Origin of the sequence: Pseudomonas peli (assembly GCF_900099645.1) — a bacterium.
In the GTDB taxonomy this organism is placed as follows: domain Bacteria; phylum Pseudomonadota; class Gammaproteobacteria; order Pseudomonadales; family Pseudomonadaceae; genus Aquipseudomonas; species Aquipseudomonas peli.
Genome location: NZ_FMTL01000001.1, coordinates 1,672,835 through 1,690,767, shown reverse-complemented (window position 1 = coordinate 1,690,767; position 17,933 = coordinate 1,672,835). Strand labels below are relative to the sequence as shown.

18 protein-coding genes and 1 pseudogene are annotated in these 17,933 nt (G+C 53.8%); 11 read left to right on the top strand and 8 right to left on the bottom strand.

Annotated features, from left to right (window positions below; genetic code table 11):
* Positions 1 to 29: 29 nt before the first annotated feature.
* The 4 genes from phoR to BLO50_RS08015 form a co-directional block, all read right to left on the bottom strand.
* The gene (gene phoR / locus BLO50_RS08030) at positions 30 to 1,337 is read right to left on the bottom strand and encodes a phosphate regulon sensor histidine kinase PhoR (protein ID WP_090251344.1); all 1,308 of its coding nucleotides are present in this window, start codon (positions 1,335 to 1,337) and stop codon (positions 30 to 32) included.
* Positions 1,338 to 1,406: 69 nt separating this feature from the next.
* Positions 1,407 to 2,096, bottom strand: a complete 690-nt coding sequence (gene phoB / locus BLO50_RS08025) for a phosphate regulon transcriptional regulator PhoB (protein ID WP_090250769.1) — start codon at positions 2,094 to 2,096, stop codon at positions 1,407 to 1,409.
* Positions 2,097 to 2,187: 91 nt separating this feature from the next.
* Positions 2,188 to 3,081 carry a 4-hydroxybenzoate octaprenyltransferase gene (ubiA, locus tag BLO50_RS08020; RefSeq protein WP_090250766.1) on the bottom strand — a complete coding sequence of 298 codons (894 nt, stop codon included), beginning with the start codon at positions 3,079 to 3,081 and terminating at the stop codon, positions 2,188 to 2,190.
* A gap of 111 nt (positions 3,082 to 3,192) precedes the next feature.
* Entirely contained in the window at positions 3,193 to 3,756 is a 564-nt protein-coding gene (locus BLO50_RS08015) for a chorismate--pyruvate lyase family protein (RefSeq protein ID WP_090250763.1), read from the bottom strand.
* A gap of 214 nt (positions 3,757 to 3,970) precedes the next feature.
* On the opposite strand from BLO50_RS08015, the gene BLO50_RS08010 reads away from it, so the two are divergent.
* From BLO50_RS08010 to BLO50_RS07980, 8 genes are all read left to right on the top strand, one after another.
* Positions 3,971 to 4,138 (top strand): rubredoxin, encoded by a 168-nt coding sequence (locus BLO50_RS08010; protein ID WP_090250760.1) that lies wholly within the window; start codon positions 3,971 to 3,973, stop codon positions 4,136 to 4,138.
* A gap of 99 nt (positions 4,139 to 4,237) precedes the next feature.
* Positions 4,238 to 4,405 (top strand): rubredoxin, encoded by a 168-nt coding sequence (locus BLO50_RS08005; RefSeq protein ID WP_090250758.1) that lies wholly within the window; start codon positions 4,238 to 4,240, stop codon positions 4,403 to 4,405.
* A 63-nt stretch (positions 4,406 to 4,468) separates the two neighbouring features.
* Positions 4,469 to 5,617, top strand: a complete 1,149-nt coding sequence (locus BLO50_RS08000) for an NAD(P)/FAD-dependent oxidoreductase (RefSeq protein WP_090250755.1) — start codon at positions 4,469 to 4,471, stop codon at positions 5,615 to 5,617.
* Positions 5,618 to 5,803: 186 nt separating this feature from the next.
* Positions 5,804 to 6,076, top strand: coding sequence for an HU family DNA-binding protein (locus BLO50_RS07995; protein WP_090250753.1), 273 nt, complete (start codon positions 5,804 to 5,806; stop codon positions 6,074 to 6,076).
* Positions 6,077 to 6,288: 212 nt separating this feature from the next.
* Positions 6,289 to 7,506, top strand: a complete 1,218-nt coding sequence (locus BLO50_RS07990; protein WP_143003809.1) for a tyrosine-type recombinase/integrase — start codon at positions 6,289 to 6,291, stop codon at positions 7,504 to 7,506.
* Positions 7,507 to 9,111, top strand: coding sequence for a site-specific integrase (locus BLO50_RS21655; RefSeq protein ID WP_143003808.1), 1,605 nt, complete (start codon positions 7,507 to 7,509; stop codon positions 9,109 to 9,111).
* Positions 9,112 to 11,769: a hypothetical protein gene (locus BLO50_RS07985; protein ID WP_090250746.1), complete on the top strand. Its 2,658-nt coding sequence runs from the start codon at positions 9,112 to 9,114 to the stop codon at positions 11,767 to 11,769. It begins immediately after the preceding gene.
* Between the two features lie 2 nt (positions 11,770 to 11,771).
* Positions 11,772 to 12,227, top strand: coding sequence for a hypothetical protein (locus tag BLO50_RS07980; RefSeq protein ID WP_090250744.1), 456 nt, complete (start codon positions 11,772 to 11,774; stop codon positions 12,225 to 12,227).
* A 38-nt stretch (positions 12,228 to 12,265) separates the two neighbouring features.
* Here BLO50_RS07980 and BLO50_RS21815 read toward each other — a convergent pair.
* From BLO50_RS21815 to cadR, 4 genes and pseudogenes are all read right to left on the bottom strand, one after another.
* Positions 12,266 to 12,522, bottom strand: a pseudogene (locus tag BLO50_RS21815) (HipA domain-containing protein); the annotation flags it as partial.
* Between the two features lie 143 nt (positions 12,523 to 12,665).
* Positions 12,666 to 13,310 carry a DsbA family protein gene (locus BLO50_RS07970; protein WP_090250741.1) on the bottom strand — a complete coding sequence of 215 codons (645 nt, stop codon included), beginning with the start codon at positions 13,308 to 13,310 and terminating at the stop codon, positions 12,666 to 12,668.
* The gene (locus BLO50_RS07965; protein ID WP_090250738.1) at positions 13,307 to 13,744 is read right to left on the bottom strand and encodes a disulfide bond formation protein B; all 438 of its coding nucleotides are present in this window, start codon (positions 13,742 to 13,744) and stop codon (positions 13,307 to 13,309) included. Before BLO50_RS07965 ends, BLO50_RS07970 begins: the two co-directional genes overlap by 4 nt.
* A 259-nt stretch (positions 13,745 to 14,003) precedes the next feature.
* Positions 14,004 to 14,456 (bottom strand): Cd(II)/Pb(II)-responsive transcriptional regulator, encoded by a 453-nt coding sequence (cadR, locus tag BLO50_RS07960; protein WP_090250736.1) that lies wholly within the window; start codon positions 14,454 to 14,456, stop codon positions 14,004 to 14,006.
* 235 nt (positions 14,457 to 14,691) lie between these two features.
* On the opposite strand from cadR, the gene BLO50_RS07955 reads away from it, so the two are divergent.
* From BLO50_RS07955 to BLO50_RS07945, 3 genes are read left to right on the top strand one after another with little or no spacing between them, the layout of a single operon-like run.
* The gene (locus tag BLO50_RS07955; RefSeq protein ID WP_090250733.1) at positions 14,692 to 16,974 is read left to right on the top strand and encodes a heavy metal translocating P-type ATPase; all 2,283 of its coding nucleotides are present in this window, start codon (positions 14,692 to 14,694) and stop codon (positions 16,972 to 16,974) included.
* A 16-nt stretch (positions 16,975 to 16,990) separates the two neighbouring features.
* Positions 16,991 to 17,353: a DUF3703 domain-containing protein gene (locus tag BLO50_RS07950; protein WP_090250731.1), complete on the top strand. Its 363-nt coding sequence runs from the start codon at positions 16,991 to 16,993 to the stop codon at positions 17,351 to 17,353.
* A gap of 8 nt (positions 17,354 to 17,361) precedes the next feature.
* Positions 17,362 to 17,817 carry a hypothetical protein gene (locus tag BLO50_RS07945; protein ID WP_090250728.1) on the top strand — a complete coding sequence of 152 codons (456 nt, stop codon included), beginning with the start codon at positions 17,362 to 17,364 and terminating at the stop codon, positions 17,815 to 17,817.
* The last annotated feature ends 116 nt before the right edge of the window (positions 17,818 to 17,933 follow it).

Genomic DNA, 17,933 nt, shown 5'->3' with positions numbered 1-17,933 from the left:
TGACAGCCGGCTTTGCAAGTAGGGCGCGGTTACTGGCCGCGCCGAACCACTTGCAGCATCGGGAAGTGGCAGGTGAAGGTGCTGCCTTTGCCCAGGGTACTGGCGGTATCCAGGAGCGCACGGTGACGCAGCAGCACATGTTTGACGATGGCAAGGCCAAGCCCGGTGCCACCGGTGTTGCTGGCGCGGCTGGAGTCGACCCGGTAGAAGCGCTCGGTCAGGCGCGGCAGATGCTTGGCCTCGATACCCAGACCGCTGTCCTGCACGCTGAGGTGCGCGCCCTGTTCATCGCCCCACCAGCGAATCTGGATGCTGCCTTCGTCCGGGGTGTATTTCACGGCGTTGAACACCAGGTTGGAAAAGGCGCTGCGCAGCTCGGTTTCGCTGCCCTTAAGCTTGAGGTGCGGGTCTGCTTCCAGGCTGATGCGATGGTGGCGTTCGCCGGATAGCGCCTGGGCATCGTTCTTGATGCTCAGCAGTAGCAGATCGACGGCCACTGGTTGATTGTCCGAGGGGTAATCGGTGGCTTCCAGCTTGGCCAGCAGCAGCAGATCATTCAGCAGATTCTGCATGCGTCCGCCTTGTTGCTGCATCTGCTGCAGGGCGCGTAGCCAGCGCGGGTTGACGTCCTCGACGTTATCCAACAGCGTTTCCAGGTAGCCGCTGATCACCGTCAGCGGGGTGCGCAGCTCGTGGGAGACGTTGGCGACGAAATCCTTACGCATCTGCTCCAGCTGAAACAGGCGGGTGATGTCGCGTACCAGCATTAGGTGTTCGCGGTTGCCGTACTGGGTGATATGGAATTGCAGGCGCAGGCGGTCGCTGACTGGTGAGGGCAGCTCCAGCGGCTCGTTGTAATTATGGTTCTCGAAATATTCGATAAAACGCGGGTCGCGCACCAGGTTGGTGATCTGCTGGCCGCTGTCCTGTGGGGTTTTCAGGCCCAGCAGTTTCTCGGCGGCGATGTTCCACCATTCCAGGTTGCCGTCGCGGTCGAGCATGATCACCGCATCTTTAAGCGCAGCGGTGGACTCCTGAACGCGGTCGATCACTGCCTGCAGGCGGCCACGGACTTTCTGGTCGCGGCGCTGCAGGTGGTAGATGCTGTCGAACACTTCGCCCCACAGGCCGTAGCCATCGGGCGGTGCTTCGTCACCCTGGCGGGTGCGCAGCCATTTGTGCAGACGTAGCAGTTGTTGCAAGTGCCAGCCAAGGTAGCCGGCCAGGCCAATGACCAGTGCCCAGGCGTATTCGCCAGTGATCAGCCCCAGCAGCAGGCAGACACTGACCAGGAGCAACAAGCGACGTATCAGGGGGCCGCGCCAGTCTTGATTCAATTCGAGCTCATCCGCCAATCAATCCTTTTCACCGAGCGCTCATCGCGCCGGCAGGCCATCCTAACCGTGTTAGCTCTTGGTGGAGAAACGATAGCCGGTGCCGCGTACGGTTTGCACCAGGTTTTCGTAGGCCTCACCGAGGGCTTTGCGCAGGCGACGGATATGCACATCGACGGTGCGCTCCTCGACATACACGTTACCGCCCCAGACCTGGTCCAGCAGCTGACCGCGGGTGTAAGCGCGCTCCTGGTGCGTCATAAAGAACTGCAGCAGGCGGTATTCGGTGGGGCCCATCTCGGCCGGTTTACCGTCGATGGTGACGCGGTGGCTGACTGGGTCGAGCAGCAGGCCGCCAACTTCGATCGGCCCTTCACTGTCGGTCGGTCCAGCGCGGCGCAACACGGCTTTCAGGCGGGCGACCAGTTCGCGCGGGGAGAACGGCTTGGTGATGTAGTCGTCGGCGCCGACTTCCAGGCCCTGGATCTTGTTGTCCTCTTCGCCTTTGGCCGTGAGCATGATGATCGGGATGTCGCCGGTCAGCTCATCGCGCTTGAGGCGGCGCGCCAGCTCAATGCCGCTGGTGCCGGGGAGCATCCAGTCGAGCAGAATCAAATCAGGTTTACGGTCGACGATGATGGCGTGTGCCTGCTGGGTATTTTCCGCTTCCAGGCACTCGTAGCCGGCCATTTCCAGGGCCACGGCGATCATTTCACGGATCGGTGCTTCGTCATCGACGATCAGGATGTTCTTGCCAACCATGGGTCAAGCCTCGGGTCATCTCGCTGTAATGGGCTGCATTAGATAACGGAATTATTGCAGCGATATGACAGGCGCGCGGCAAGGCTTCTTTCTAGCCGCGCACAGCGTAGTCCACTACCAGGCCGATAAAGATCGCCAAGCCCGCCCAATGGTTGTGCAAAAAGGCATTGAAGCAGGCCATTGGCTTGCGGTTGCGGGTCTTGTGAAACTCCCAGGCAAAGCAGCCAGCGGCGACCAGCAGACCGAGGTGAAAGTACAGGCCCAGCTCGAAGCGCGCCGCCGCCAGCAGCAGGCAGAGCAGCGCCAGGCCCTGGAGGATGACAATGATCAGACGGTCGGCATCGCCAAACAGAATGGCGGTGGAGCGTACGCCGATCTTCAGGTCATCCTCGCGGTCGGCCATGGCGTAGTAGGTGTCGTAGGCCACCGTCCATAGTAGGTTGGCGATATACAGCAGCCAGGCTTCCGGTGGCAGGCTGCCGGTTTCGGCAGTGAAAGCCATGGGCATGCCCCAGGAGAAGGCCGCGCCCAACACCACCTGCGGGTAGAAGGTGTAGCGCTTCATAAAGGGGTAGCAGGCGGCCAGGGCCAGGCCGCCGAACGACAGCCAGATGGTGGTGGCGTTGGTAAACAGCACCAGCACGAAGCTCAGCGCCACCAGCACGGCGAATAGGATCAGCGCTTCACGCGGCTTGACCCTGCCACTGGCCAGCGGCCGCGCCTTGGTGCGGCTGACGTGGCCGTCGAAGTTGCGGTCGGCGTAATCGTTGATCACGCAGCCGGCGGCGCGCATCAGAATCACCCCGAACACGAAGATCAGCAGGTTCTTCACGCTCGGCACGCCTTCGGCAGCAACCCACAGCGCCCACAGCGTCGGCCACAGCAGCAGGTAGATGCCGATGGGCTTGTCCAGGCGCATCAGCTGGATAAAGTCCCAAGCGCGTGGGTGCAGGCGATTAAGTGAATGCAGCAGGCGGGTATACATCGAGCGCGTCTCCATGCGAGGTGCGGCTGATTATAAGACGGGCGTAGGGTGGATCACGTTTTATCGATCCGCCATGGTGGCTGCTAGGTGGATGTAAAAACGATACTCGCCTTACGTGCTGACTTGCGACTCGATGTCAGCTGCGGCCCAGAACTCAGGAAGGAAAACCTCGGCCACCAATACGCCCAGCGCGCCACGGCTAAAGCATGAGCGGCGCGCCCACAGGCGCTCGCTACAGGCTTCCGCTGGCAGCCACTGGGCCGGGTAGCGGCATACCTGCAGTTCGCCGCGATCGAAGGCGCGGTCGCTGAACAGCAACTCTCCCAGCGAGCGACTGCCGAGTTGGTCCAGCGCCAGGCCGGAACCTTCCAATGCGCTGCGGGCTGCCACGCTGCGGGCAAATACCCAGGGCTGGCCGTGACCGCGCAGGTACACCTCGCGCACCCAGCCCTGGCTGCCTTTGACCACGCCCAGCGCGTTGCATTCATCGCTGCGCAGGCGCTGCCAGCCTTCCTGGAGTGGAGTGACGCTGAAACCATCGGCCGACAGGGTGGTGAGCCGCCGCGTCAGCGAATCCTCATTGAACAGCCAGTCGCACACCGCAGCAGTGGGCGCAGGGTGCAGTTGGCTGGCAGTCAGCCAGCGCGGCGGGTGGGCGAGGGCGGCGTGGGGCACGAGCGGTTTCACCGTAGGCAGAGGCGCGCGAGTCTAGCATGGGCCTTGCGCCTGGATAGATGACGTAAGGCGCGGCGATTGGCCGCTAAGCCGGGCACAACCCGACTTTGGTTGGCCTCAATGACGCGCTATTCATCGCCCGCCGGCTTGGCGCACCTGCGCATATACGGTAGTTTCCCCGGCGCAATAGCCGTGTGATCCACCTGAGGTAGTTATGAAGAAGTGGCAATGTGTGGTCTGTGGACTGATTTACGATGAGAGCCAAGGCTGGCCTGATGACGGTATCGCCGCCGGGACACTCTGGCAGGATGTCCCGGAAGACTGGCTGTGCCCTGACTGTGGCGTGGGTAAATTGGATTTCGAAATGATCGAAATCGGTTGAGTCCAGGCTGTGACAAGCGGCGACCCAAGGGTCGCCGTTTTGTTTAGCGAGTGCGCATACTGAATACCCCGAACGAGCTGAATAAGCGCCGAGGTGGTTATGCGTAAGTGGCAGTGTGTGGTGTGCGGTTTTATCTATGACGAAGCCCTCGGCCTGCCCGAGGAAGGCATCGCCCCGGGCACGGCCTGGGAAGATATTCCCGCCGATTGGTTGTGCCCCGATTGCGGCGTCGGCAAGCTGGATTTCGAGATGATCGAGATCATCTGAGTCGCGTCAGCCCCAAAATCTATTACGGCCGCAGCAGTGCGCGGCTTGCGTGAGGAATGCAGCATGAGTGCACCTGTCGTTATCGTCGGCACCGGCTTGGCCGGCTACAACCTGGCCCGCGAATTTCGCAAGCTGGATAGCGAAACCCCGCTGCTGCTGATCACTGCCGACGAAGGTCGCTCGTATTCCAAGCCCATGCTGTCCACCGGCTTTGCCAAGAACAAGGACGCCGATGGGCTGAGCATGGCCGAGCCGGGCGCTATGGCCGATCAGCTCAACGCGGAAATTCGCACCCACACCCGGATCAGCGGCATTGACCCTGGCCACAAGCAGCTGTGGATTGGCGAAGAGGCTGTGCCTTATCGCGACCTGATCCTGGCCTGGGGCGCCGAGGTGATTCGTGTGCCGGTGGAAGGTGATGCCGACGATGGGATCTTCTCGATCAATGATCTGGAGGACTACGCACGCTTTCGCACGGCCGCAGCCGGTAAGCAGCGGATTCTGCTGTTGGGTGCCGGGCTGATTGGCTGCGAGTTTGCCAATGACCTGAGCCTGGGCGGCTACCAGGTCGAACTGGTCGCACCCTGCGAGCAGGTGATGCCTGGCCTGCTGCATCCGGCTGCTGCCGCCGCAGTTCAAGCGGGTCTGGAAGGGCTGGGCGCGCGCTTTCACCTCGGGCCAGTGTTGGCCAGCCTGAATCACAACGGTGATGCACTGGAAGCGCACCTGTCCGACGGCACGCTGATTGAGTGCGATCTGGTGCTTTCGGCTGTGGGCCTGCGTCCACGTATCGAGCTGGCGGCAGCGGCTGGGCTAGCGGTCAATCGCGGGGTGGTGGTCGACCGCCAGCTGCGCACCTCGCACGCCAATATCTACGCCCTGGGTGATTGCGCCGAGGTCGATGGCATCAACCTGCTCTACGTTATGCCGCTGATGACCAGTGCTCGTGCACTGGCGCAAACCTTGGCCGGTACCCCTACGGCAGTCAGCTACGGGCCGATGCCAGTTACGGTAAAAACTCCGGTCTGTCCGCTGGTGGTATCGCCACCACCGCGCGGGCTGCAAGGCGAGTGGAGCGTTGAAGGCAGCGGCGCCGACATCAAGGCGCTGTGCCATGACAGCAGCGGTGCGCTACTGGGCTACGCCCTCACCGGTACGGCCGTGCAGGACAAATTGGCGTTGAATAAGCTGCTGCCTGCGCTTTTGGCCTGAATGACGGTCGTTCTGTCGGATATGCCACAAAATTGCCCGGTTTAACTGTCGGACAAGACTGGCGCAGGGCTGGATGGCATGCCATCCTCCCTCAGTCTGCCGCAGCCTAGAGCTGTTGCGGCGCCTTGGTATCTGCTCGCGCAGAGCAGCCCGGACACAACAACAAAAAACCGTAAAGAGGCATTTATGCGTAAACCGGAACTCGCCGCCGCCATCGCCGATAAGGCGGATCTGACTAAAGATCAGGCAAACCGTGTACTCAACGCCGTACTCGAAGAAATCACCAATGCACTGAACCGCAAGGACAGCGTCACATTGGTCGGCTTCGGTACCTTCGTGCAACGCCACCGTGGTGCTCGCACCGGTAAAAATCCGCAAACCGGCGAGCCGGTGAAGATCAAGGCCAGCAATACCGTCGCCTTCAAACCGGGCAAGTCCCTGAAAGATGCTGTAAATTAAACAGAGAGTGTTTCATTTTCTGTGGATAAGTTCTGCAAAGCCCCGTGATTCGGGGCTTTGTACTATCTGGGGTAAGTGAAAATATCGAAACAGTGTTTCATTAAGTATTTAAAAGAAAAAGTGACCGCATTGAAGCAGTAGCGTTTCATTATTGACGCCCATTTAGCCTGTCTATAGGCTTCCGTGCTCGTGAAAAAAGCGCGGTGTTTCATTTGAAGAATTCAGTCTTTTCGCTCACTACCGTCGTCTTCGATAAATTGGGCGGTATAAAACTAAAGTTAGTAACTGAAAGTAGCCAGGTTGATATATTTGCCGGCGCGTATGCTTTGCAACGATTCGACAATGGCTCGAAGCCAAATACCATACGAGTTGATCAGAGTTCAATTCTGATCCTATATCGGTTCTGTGAAATTCAAAAAGTAGATTTGATTGAGCGCATCGCAAATCTTAATCCGCTTACTATCGGTGAAATTGAGTCTTTCTCATCGTATTGCGGCTTTGCTCAGCAGAGCGGCGAGCAGGTTAATCCGAATTGGTATGGTGCCCGCATGCGAGGCGCTAAAAAATTTATAGATTACCTATGGCTGTTCTATGAGGGGCGGTGCGCTCGAAACTTGGAGCAACTTAAAATTGCTAAGCGTTCGTATGAGAGGATGACTGCCGGCTTCAAGTTGTATATGAAAGCCCCTTACAGGGGCGATAAAAAAGACAGGATCGGCCTTACTCCTGCGCTTCAGGCTAAGTTCATTGCTATTATTGACCCTGATGAGAGCAATAATTTAAATCCTTGGAAGATTTATAAGGTGCGATGGAGAAATTATATTCTCCTGCTTCTATTGATGTTGGGCGGAAATCGTAAAGGTGAGACGTTACTGTTGAAGCTGAATAATTTCCAGCTTACAGGAATGCGAAAATATTACGACATCGTCAAGAACAAAGATGTGATTGATTATCCTCGCGCTGAGTCCCCCTCAGTTAAAACACTCGGCCGGCAGGTGGTGTTGCATGATCAACTGGCCGCATTAGTTGAACACTACATTGTGAATGTCAGAAAAGAATTCATCGGCTGGCAGTCAACAAGCTATGTCTTCCTGTCTTACCGGGATGGGCGTCCTCTTTCAGTGCAGACTCCTAATTCAATCCTGAATGAACTTATAAAACAATATCCAGAGTTTGTGGGTCTTCTCAGCCCCCATCGCCTTCGCAATACGTTTCATGATCTTTTGAATCAGGCACTGGATAGAAAGTTTAAGGGTGAAAGTGGTTTAAGTCGTAAGATTTTAAAAGCACCTATTCAGGAAGCGGCAGGCGGTTGGGCTAAGAATAGTAATATGCCTGAGCATTATGCTAAAGGATCGATACAAGCCAAAGTTGCCGAGTTACAAGCCCTACTCCAGCAAGAAGCCCTTAAGCCACAACTGGTTGATTAAATGAAAGAACTCCAGATTCAGAGGGTGTTGTCCGGCAACGATGAACATTCATATTTTTTGCCGGGAGGCACTTTTGTAAAAAGTCGATTGGGCTATGACATCGAATTATTTGATGAGTATGGTGGCTTTCGATCTGCAATAAAATTGCCGGATGATACGGGTGAGTTTGTTTATCTTACATCACAGTATCTTAATCTGTTGGATTTTGAGTTAAGAGAGATTGCGAGGAGTTATCTAAGATATATCTTGGAGAGATATCACGCTTCAACTGTTAGAATTAAATATAAATTTCTTGATTTGTTTGCCCGTGAGATGTCCAAAGGAGTTCATATCAACGACTTCTTGGAAAGTCTTTCTGTGCTTGAAAATAAAGAAAAGGCAGCATATATCTCTGCTTGTAAGGAATTTTTGAAGTTTCTATTGCTTTGCGGCTATGAAGATCTTTCACTTGAAGTGTATGAGGATTTCCATAAGCTTCGAAATTATTCAGGTAAAGAAAATGCCTATTTAGCTCTATTTGTAATGGATGATGCCAGAGGACCATTTACTAGAGAGGAAGTTTCCGTACTGTCAGGTCAGGTTAATAACCAGGCACTTCCGTTGGAATTTCGCTTGGTGTTAGATCTGTGTTTGTGTTTTGGGTTGAGACCAATACAAATTTCTTTATTGAAAAGAAAAGATTTTATTAAAGATAGTAAGAGCGGATTATATTATCTTAACGTGCCGCGTGTGAAGCAAGATTCGCGAAATCGGCGAGTTCAATTCAGCTCTCGAATACTCACGGAAAGAACTGCAAGTCTTATTCAGTCTTACATAGATTCTGCAAAAAATCCCGATGGTATTGATCCTGCAGAGCTACCACTTCTTATTAACTCAAAATCGATAGATTTAGAAAGAGACGGAAATTCCTTAGGAAGTCACTACTGGGAAGATGCAGAGCGGTTGTCAAGTGACTATTTCTCAGATGAGTCAAAGCGGGCCATACTCTACCAAAAGTCGAGTGGCAAAATTAATTATATCCTTTGGGGAAATGAACATAGGCTGCCATTATCCCCTCGTACCGGAAAGAAATTCAGTTTATGTGCATATAGATTTCGTTACACGGTTGGCACGCAAGCAGTAATGTCCGGTTGTTCGCCAGAAGAGCTTGCCGATTTACTCGATCACAATGATACGAATAGCATTAAACACTACTTCAGGTTCACTCATGAAATGTGGGAGATTCTAGAAAATGCCACGTTGAGTCGCATTGAACAGAAGCAATTCACAGCTGCTTGGATGAGAGAAGGTGACCTTGTAAATAATATATATAGTCACGTATGTGAGCCAAGAAATTTCAATGTCATAGGAAAGTGTGCGTCTCAATCTATATGCTTCGAGGAACCGGCGGTATCTTGCTATTCGTGTGACAGATTTTGTCCTAATAAAGATGTTGTAGCACATGAAAGTGCTTTGGAGGGTTTGGTAGAGCGAAAAGATCGCTTGCTAACCGTCAGCACCGCTAATGTGGTTTCAGTTATAGACCAAGCCATAGCTGGTTGCCGTGCTGCAATCGCCTACTCTGAAGGGCAGGACGTGGTTCTAATTAATGTGAAGGAAGTCTGAGTGCAAAATATAATGGCACAGGATATTTTGCATGAGGAGCTTCGGATTAAGCTAAGCCGCCTTGCCAGCAAAGCCGAGGAGAGATTCTCAAAACTCAGTTGTTTCAATGGGTCAAAGTGGGAGGATCTCTCCTGGTTATATAACGGAAGGCATAATGTTTATTTGCTGGCTCGTGGAGAAACTAATGCAGAGTTAATGCTACTTAATAAGGTCTTCTTGGTAAGTTATCTCTGGGACAGAAGGACGGACCACAAGGTGGTATCAGCCGGTCGCGTTATGGACTTATCGGCTGCGGTAAAGTATATGGCTGCTCAGGGTGTTGTTAACCTTAGAGGGCTTGATCAATCTTCCTACATGACAACGTTTAAATACATTCAAACACGCTATAAATCACCTGCTAGTGCATGTAGATCGCTAAATTATTTTATCAGATTCATCTTTAATTCTTCCTTGGCCGTTAGCAATTTTGACCTCATCGGTACGCAGGATCTTCAAGAGAAAGATAAGTATGGCCGTGTTGCCCTTGGAGATAAACTGCCGCTTCCAGAATTGGTCAAAGCAATCATAGCGTTGAAGTGGGCAGTGCAAGACCAGTGGGATGGCAGCTTTCGTGCTCAGATGGATATGTTGTCGGTTCTGACTCAGGCATTTCAATATGGATTAGGCCTAAGAATCGGGGAGGTTCTGCGGTTACCTAAGAACTGCTTAGTTACAATAAACGGTGAGTTATATTGTCGAGTATGGACAGAAAAAGGTGCGGAGCCAATCGCCAGGTATGTCCCTACTATCTGGAGAGCCGCCCTCTGTGAAGCGGTTCTCCGAATTGATGCCATCTGCGAACCCTACAGAAAAAGGGCTTTGAGCATTGAAGATGGTTCCTATGCCGAGACTCTTGATTATCGCTTTCAGGGAAGAACAGAAGCAATTGATCGGCATGTTGAGTCTACCCTAGACTGTCTATCTAAGAAAATAGAGTCTAATGTTTCAGCGTCTGAAAGACAGTTGCGCCTCCTGAAGTATCTGCCAGATGAAGAACTTGTTGAGCTCAAGAATTTGCGTGAGTACTTACCATTTGCCTCAAATTCACACGACTCAACTTCACTCCTTAAGTTCTACAAAAAAAACGGCTTTAAGATAACTTCAAAATCACTCGGAAAGGTAAAGTGCGTTTATTATGTACGAGGATCTGATGTTAAGCAGCGACTTGCTCAATTGATAGAATTTCGCCGCAATATTGTTTTATATTCTGAGTTTTTTGAGGTGCTCCATAAACGACCACCTGTAGGAAGTCGGTCTAAGGATGTACACGCTCTAAAAGATAGGTTGCAGTCGAAAAGCCTGGCTTCTTTGGAAGCCTTTGTCTTGACGGGGGAGTCGTGTCTTTATGGTGCGAGGATAGTATATCTTAGTCGTGACGATGCAGTTGCCGCAATAAGAAATATTGTCAGTGGTGGGTATAATTATCGCGCTTACATTCCGATATTAGATGCTGAGGAACTTTATCCAGAGCTGTTCAACCAGAAGACCATGACCTACATTGCTAATGCAAATACAGCTGGGTTCTACTCGTTTCTTAGAGTCTCGGAAGAACGAATCAATTTTTATAGGCCGGTCGCGAAAAGCAATAGAGTTAAGCATTCTGCCGTATCTGGGTTCTTGGTTGAACAGGCCAGCATTAAAAGTGCCGTTGTAGATGCTTTTGTATCAGTTAATACGAAAGTTAAGTCAGAACTAATCCAGGGAATTAAAGAGGAACTTCTAGCGGATGGGGTAGAGATTGGTTCGGCTACATTTGGGATAAGTCAAAAAGTCTCTGATTATTTATTTGTCGTCCCAAGCAATCTTGGCGGTGTGTATAACGAACACATTCCATCTATCCTTGGCTATTTTTCTGTTCTATATGCGATAAAACCAGCTAAGCAGGGGCAGTCAGCGTTTGTCCGTTACGGTGTTGTAGCCAATGAAGAGATTGTAAGTACGTTTCAGACCCACAAGGGACGACATTGGCAAACTAATTCACTTTTTCGGGCCGGCTTGGCTGCAAGTATTGTGAATAAGTGGATGGGAAGATCTGATAGTCAAGGTGATCATTACGATCATCAGACTGCTAAAGAACGTGCTGAGAAAGTCGGTGAGCTTATGCTCTCTGAGCAGTCCCGCTTTATTGGTGATCTGGCGAATAAGGTCAAGGCTTGGACTGACAACGATATCCCGACCCAGAATGTGCAGACCTTTTTGACTGATATGCTGCAAACCGTACATTACGGTCCGCTTGGACATTGTTTTCGTGATATTAATTTGAAGCCCTGCGAATTTCATCTGAAGTGTCTGACCGGCAATTCAGGAAAGGGCTGTAGAGAGTTCGTTGTAGATATTTTAGATCCAGTTCAAATAAAGCAAGTCGAGTCAGAGCGTAATAGATCAGAAATTGAGTTGGCGCGGCTTTTTGAAGCCTTGAATAGACCCGGTATCCCGGTAGAGTCTGTTGAAATGCATATCGAACATCAAATGGCGATTTTTAGAAATGCTTCTTATATTTTAGATAATTCTGAGGTGGTGCTTAACGAAATTCAAGTTGAAAAGAGCAAGGACTATCAGCCATTTAGGACTGATGGCTCTGTTCCAAGCGACTGTGTATTCCAATGTGGAGTAGCTTGATTGTGACTACGTCTACTGAGCAATGGGGTAAAGCTTTTTCGGTATTGCAACAATTTGAAAGGCAGATGATAGATCCTTCAAACTTTGGGTGGAAGTATATTACCGATAAGTCTGGTGTATCTAAGCCGACCCTTTGGCGAAACAAGGAATTTGAAAAAGAGTTTCAACGTATTAAGGAAGTTGTCAAAAGTTATGCTCGTGGTGAGAAACAGTTCGATCAAGAAGTTTCACTGAAAGCGGCCAGAGATCGTGATCGAGATCACCAAATCGAGGTGCTCAAGGCACAGGTCCAGGAGTTGACGAAGCAATTAAATAGGGAGCGCGAAAGGCTCATATACGCCTCTATGATTGCTCGCCGTAAGAATATCGATCCTGCGGAGTTCTTAGATGAGAGCCCAGTGTTTCGCAAGCCTGCCAAAGGCGGCTCGGTGGTCAAGCTGCCGTCAAAGGGGCGCTAGCCAAGTCGGGTGCCATCAACTGGCTTTGTACTGGCATTTAAGGCCAAATAGCTCTTGCTGTACTTTTGCTCCGCGGCCAGCCCCTCAATGCCACCCTGTCCTCGAAACCGATGGGGTTGAGCTGCTCATCTCGGTCGAAGCGGCGCATAACGAACTACTTGGCGTTGGCGGAGAGATAGAGTTCCGGCACCGCAATTCCCGCCGCCCTTGCCGCGGACATACAACGGTACTCGTTTACCGCCAACCTCGATAACTCCTCCTGGCCGCCCTTGATGATCAGGCCAGAGGTTTTCGAGGCGAGACCTGGCACATAGCAGGCTGCCAACCACATAAGTACCCCGAAAATACTGGCCACAATCGGCGGAGGTATCCTGTTTTCCAGTGTTCGCATAAAAACGCTCGATAACGCAGCCACAGCGTTTGCGCCAGTTTTGTGTTTTAGCGCACTTTCTGCAGTTCGCTCTGCACCAACTCCAGCAGCGGCTCAGGGCCGAACTTGGTCAGCAGCTGGCCGTTGACGAAGAAGGTGGGCGTGCCTTGAATCCCGACTTTCTTCACGTCTGCGGCATCTTTGGCCAGTATCTCGTCGATGGCTGGCGAGTTCATCGTGGCGCGGGCCTTCTCGACATCCAGGCCAACTGCTGCTGCGGCTTCCCATGCTTTCTGCGCTTGCGCGTCGTCATGCCACAGCGGTTGGGCCTCCAGCACGGCTGCGAGCACTGGCTCGTAAAGCCCCTGCATGCGTGCCGTCTCCAGCAGGCGCACGGCCTCTTCCGAGCCTTTGTGGAACAACACATAGCGTACGACCAGGCGCACGTCCTGTGGGTACTGCGCCATGATTTGCTTTACGTAGGGGAAGAACGCCCGGCAGCTTTCGCACGAAGGGTCGAAGAACTCGACGATGGTGACCGGCGCGTTGATTGGCCCAAGGGTTGGCGAGTGGAAACGTACCAACGAACTGCTCGCCTGGGTGACGGCCTGGGTCTCCTGAGGCGCTGAAAAACGCTGATAGAGCACTGCCGCGGCTACAAAGCCGGCAATGGTTACAGCGCTGATGGTCAGGACAATGGCACGTCTATTCATACGAGGGTTCTCCGGCGAATCAGGGCAAGAAGCAAGACGATGGCGGTGAAAGCCGCCAGGGAAAGCAGCGGCAGCGGCACGCTACCGAAGATCAGCATGTCGGCCCCGGAACAGGAGGTTCCGGCGTTGCACGGCTTGAGGTTTCCCGGAATCACGCCCATGAACAGCAGGCAGTGATACAGGGCGATTGCCCAACCGATAACGGCCAGGGGCAAGGCGTACAGCCAAACGGCGAAGTCCGCTCGGTAACAGGCGATCGTCAGCATTACCGCCAACGGAAACATGAAGATGCGCTGAAACCAGCACAGCACGCATGGGGTTTTGCCCATGACTTCACCGATAAACAAGGCGGCCAGGGTCGCGGTCAACGCCAGCAGCCACACAGCGAGCAGCAAACCCCAGGGGTTTGCAGAGGGGGCTATCTGGCTTCTCATCGTTATCTACTCGCCCTTTTCCTTAAATGGGGATGGCACGTTAGCGGGCCCGCAGCAGCTGTCGATTGGCTTTGTGTTACAGCATGCGTCTTGCACAGGCACCGGTCGATTCGCTTGGCGTTGCAACCAGCAGGCACAGCAGCTATCGAGCTGGGCGGTTCATCTTGATGACGAAGTTCCCATTAAGGCGGGGGGTGGCAACTACAACGTGAATCGCGCGGGGTGTGTAAATACTTTCCACGCTCTTTTGAGGTAATGGTCAATGACGGTGACTTTTCCCAACATGGGTGTGCCCATCATCCGGAAGCGCACTGACTCCGCCGGTGGTGTTCAGGCGCTGAAGGATTCCGCACTCATCTACGCCCCGCTCAGACGCGCAGCGGTGGCGCAACTCAACCAGCTGTTGTTGCAGCGCCAACAGGCTAGTCACGCGCGCTTGCACATGCTCAATGTGCTCATCCACTAAGCTATTTACACCCTCACAGTTTTCCTCTGGCCGATCCATCAGCGCCAGCAGGCTTCTGATCTCGTCCAGGGTCATGTCCAGCGTTCGGCAGTTGCGAATGAACGTAAGCCGCTCAAGGTGCTCACTGCTATACAGGCGGTAGTTACCCTCGCTGCGAGCCGGAGCCGGCAAGAGCCCCTCGCGTTCGTAATAACGAACCGTTTCAACCTGGCAATCGGCAAGCTTGGCCAGCTCTCCAATTTTCATGAAATACCTCTTCGACAAACGCTTGACCCTGTAGTGGCTTCAGGGTGTTCACTCTGCACAACTGAACAATGAGGATACCCCCATGGCTGGCTGCTGCGGTGACGAACAAAAACCTGAAGCGGTTGCAAAGGATGTCTGCTGTGACTCCAACGAAGCAAGTAAGTGTTCCGCCACAGGTGCCACAGCGGTAGGTCCCGTAGCCGGTTCCAGGCTCAGCAGCTTCCGTATTGAGCAAATGGACTGCCCCACCGAACAGACACTGATTCAGGACAAACTGAGCAAGCTGGCTGGCGTAGACAAGCTCGATTTCAATCTGATCAATCGCGTTCTTGGGGTATGGCACAGCTTGCCGTCGACCGTTCTTATTGAAGCGGCGATCTCGTCCCTAGGTATGCAGGCAGAACCGCTCTCTGCTGAAGGTCAAGCCCGCATCAAAATCGAACAGATGGACTGCCCAACGGAAGAAAAGCTGATCCGCGACAAACTCTCCTTAGTGCCCGGCATCAGCGCGCTGGAGTTCAACCTGCTGCAACGCGTACTGACGTTTAGCCACACAGCAGAAGCATTGCCAGCAGCACTGGCAGCGATTCGCGACCTTGGTTTCACGTCAGTGGTTGAGGGTTCAGCAACAGCAAACGATGAAGCGCAAGCAGCGCCGCGCAAGAAGGCTTGGTGGCCTTTGGCGCTATCAGGCGTGGCTGCTGTATCGGCTGAAGTGCTGCACTTCGCCGAGCTTGCTCCTGAGTGGGGTGTGGCCGGCGTGGCATTGCTGGCCATTCTGCTGTGCGGCCTGACGACCTATAAGAAGGGCTGGATCGCCCTGAAAAATCGTAACCTGAACATTAATGCGTTAATGAGCATCGCAGTTACCGGTGCGGTGCTGATAGGGCAGTGGCCGGAAGCCGCCATGGTCATGTTCCTCTTTTCTGTCGCCGAGCTGATCGAGGCGAAGTCGCTGGATCGGGCGCGCAATGCCATCCGTGGCCTGATGGATCTGACTCCAGAGCGCGCCACGGTGCAGCAGGCCGACGGCTCATGGCTTGAAGTTGAGGTTAAAACCATCGCCTTAGGCGTATTGGTCAGGGTTCGACCTGGCGAGCGGATCGGCCTCGATGGCGAGGTAACTGCCGGCAACTCCACCATCAACCAGGCACCGATCACAGGGGAAAGCCTGCCCGTAGAGAAAACCATTGGCGACCCGGTTTTTGCCGGAACTATCAATGAAGCCGGCTCGTTGGAATACCGCGTTGTGGCCGCCGCAGCTAACACCACGCTGGCCCGCATCATTCACGCCGTCGAAGAGGCGCAGGGTTCACGTGCGCCAACTCAACGCTTTGTCGATCAATTCGCCAAGGTATACACCCCCGTCGTATTCCTTTTCGCCCTGGCTGTCGCCATCGTGCCACCGCTGTTTATGGCCGCACCGTGGTACGACTGGATCTATCGCGCCCTGGTGCTGCTGGTTGTCGCTTGCCCTTGCGCCTTGGTCATCTCGACGCCCGTCACCATTGTCAGTGGCCTGGCTGCTGCGGCGCGCAAAGGCATCCTGGTCAAAGGCGGCGTCTATCTGGAAATCGGCGGCAAGCTTGGCTTTCTGGCACTCGACAAGACTGGAACCATTACCCATGGCAAACCTGCGCAGACTGACTACATGCCGCTGGTTGAACAGGACTCAGAACGCTACCGCACCCATGCCGCCAGTCTCGCCAGTCGGTCTGACCACCCGGTTTCGCAGGCAATAGCCAAGCATGCCGCTGAGAATGGCCTGACGTTTATTGCCGTTGAGGGATTCGAAGCGTTACTGGGTCGCGGTGTGCGAGGCGCCATCGAAGGCATAGATTTCCACCTGGGTAACCATCGCTTGGTGGAAGAACTTGGCCTTTGCTCACCCGAGCTGGAAGCGACACTCGAACGTCTTGAGCGCCAAGGCAAAACCGTGGTGGTGCTGTGCAATCCACAGCGGCCCGTTGCCCTGTTCGCGGTTGCCGATACCGTCAAAGATTCCAGCCGTCAGGCAATCGATGAGCTTCACGCGCTTGGCGTGAAGACCACAATGCTGACCGGCGATAACCCGCACACCGCAGATGCGATTGCACAGCAGGTAGGCATCGACGAGGCACGCGGCAACCTTCTACCAGTCGACAAATTGCAGGCCATTGAAGCATTGCAGGCGCGCGGCTACGTTGTAGGAATGGTCGGCGATGGCATCAACGATGCGCCGGCGCTGGCGAAGTCTGAAATCGGTTTCGCCATGGCCGCCGCAGGCACAGACACTGCCATCGAAACTGCGGATGTAGCCTTGATGGATGACGACCTGCGCAAAATCCCGGCCTTTATCCGCCTGTCTCAACAAACCGCAGCCATCCTCAAGCAAAACATCGTCCTGGCGTTAGGTATCAAGGCCTTGTTTCTCGCCATGACGCTAACGGGTCAGGCGACGATGTGGATGGCCGTTTTTGCAGACATGGGCGTCAGCCTACTGGTGGTGTTCAACGGCCTGCGCCTTCTTAAAAAGTAGGACTGGAGAATTGGAGATGAAAGCAGCATTGCAACTCGCGATTGAACAAGCTTTTCAGCAGGCTCGGCAGGCTATGCAGGAACAGCGCGGCGCAGATGCCTTTCAATGGCTAGAGCGCGCGCACATCCTGACCCAACGCCAACCCCTGCTGCATGCCAGGTCACACTGGCAGATGCTTGTGCTCGGCTGGCAGACTGGCGATTACCGCGAGGTCGCGGGACAACTACCACGTATTTTCGCGGCCCTGCTGTTCTCCAAAATCTGGGTGCCTATCGGCAATACAGGCCGTTCTAGGATCAGTGCTTTCAAGCCCATGCCGGTTCCCGAAGAACTACAGACCTTGCTTGCCGATGACGAGCAAACCCAATCTAGTCGGTGATTGCGCCCATGCAAATTGATCTTTCTACCCAGCTTCCGTGCTCATTGGCAGAGGTGGTCGCCCAGGTGCGCACGCCACATCTGCTGCGTCAGGTTGCATCACCGTTACTGAGTTTCAGCCCGCTGACTCCCGCAGAGTTTCCTAGCACTTGGAGCGAGGGCACTTACTGGGTCAGGCTAAAGCTATTCGGCGTACTTCCCATTGGGCGGCAGGCGATTGTAATCAGCTACCCGCAGACGGAAAACGCTCAGACATTCATGCTTAGAGACAACGGTTACAGCCCACTGATTAACAAGTGGGATCACCTGATTACGGCACAAGAGGTCAACGGAGGAACGCTTTACCGAGATAGCGTGACCATTAAGGCGGGCATCCTCACTCCGTTCGTCTGGCTATTTGCGCGCCTGTTCTACGCCCACCGTCAGCGCCGCTGGGCAACCTTGGCGGCAAATGGGTTTAACTAAAGAAGCGTTCGACTCTGTAGTAGCGGACCAAGAGTTGAGCGGATAACAAGCTGCCCGCATCAGCCAGCTAAGTACCACGCTTACCTACGCCGCAGCATTGCGGCTGAGAGCAGAGC

Excerpts from the sequence above, each read along its gene's own strand:
- BLO50_RS07945 (WP_090250728.1), top strand. The coding sequence starts at position 17,362 with ATGCAAATTGATCTTTCTACCCAGCTTCCGTGCTCATTGGCAGAGGTG.
- BLO50_RS21655 (WP_143003808.1), top strand. The coding sequence starts at position 7,507 with ATGAAAGAACTCCAGATTCAGAGGGTGTTGTCCGGCAACGATGAACAT.
- BLO50_RS08010 (WP_090250760.1), top strand. The coding sequence starts at position 3,971 with ATGAAGAAGTGGCAATGTGTGGTCTGTGGACTGATTTACGATGAGAGC.
- ubiA (WP_090250766.1), bottom strand. The coding sequence starts at position 3,081 with ATGTATACCCGCCTGCTGCATTCACTTAATCGCCTGCACCCACGCGCT.
- phoB (WP_090250769.1), bottom strand. The coding sequence starts at position 2,096 with ATGGTTGGCAAGAACATCCTGATCGTCGATGACGAAGCACCGATCCGT.
- BLO50_RS07965 (WP_090250738.1), bottom strand. The coding sequence starts at position 13,744 with ATGAGAAGCCAGATAGCCCCCTCTGCAAACCCCTGGGGTTTGCTGCTC.
- BLO50_RS07950 (WP_090250731.1), top strand. The coding sequence starts at position 16,991 with ATGAAAGCAGCATTGCAACTCGCGATTGAACAAGCTTTTCAGCAGGCT.
- BLO50_RS07970 (WP_090250741.1), bottom strand. The coding sequence starts at position 13,310 with ATGAATAGACGTGCCATTGTCCTGACCATCAGCGCTGTAACCATTGCC.
- BLO50_RS07955 (WP_090250733.1), top strand. The coding sequence starts at position 14,692 with ATGGACTGCCCCACCGAACAGACACTGATTCAGGACAAACTGAGCAAG.
- cadR (WP_090250736.1), bottom strand. The coding sequence starts at position 14,456 with ATGAAAATTGGAGAGCTGGCCAAGCTTGCCGATTGCCAGGTTGAAACG.
- BLO50_RS08005 (WP_090250758.1), top strand. The coding sequence starts at position 4,238 with ATGCGTAAGTGGCAGTGTGTGGTGTGCGGTTTTATCTATGACGAAGCC.
- BLO50_RS07995 (WP_090250753.1), top strand. The coding sequence starts at position 5,804 with ATGCGTAAACCGGAACTCGCCGCCGCCATCGCCGATAAGGCGGATCTG.
- BLO50_RS08000 (WP_090250755.1), top strand. The coding sequence starts at position 4,469 with ATGAGTGCACCTGTCGTTATCGTCGGCACCGGCTTGGCCGGCTACAAC.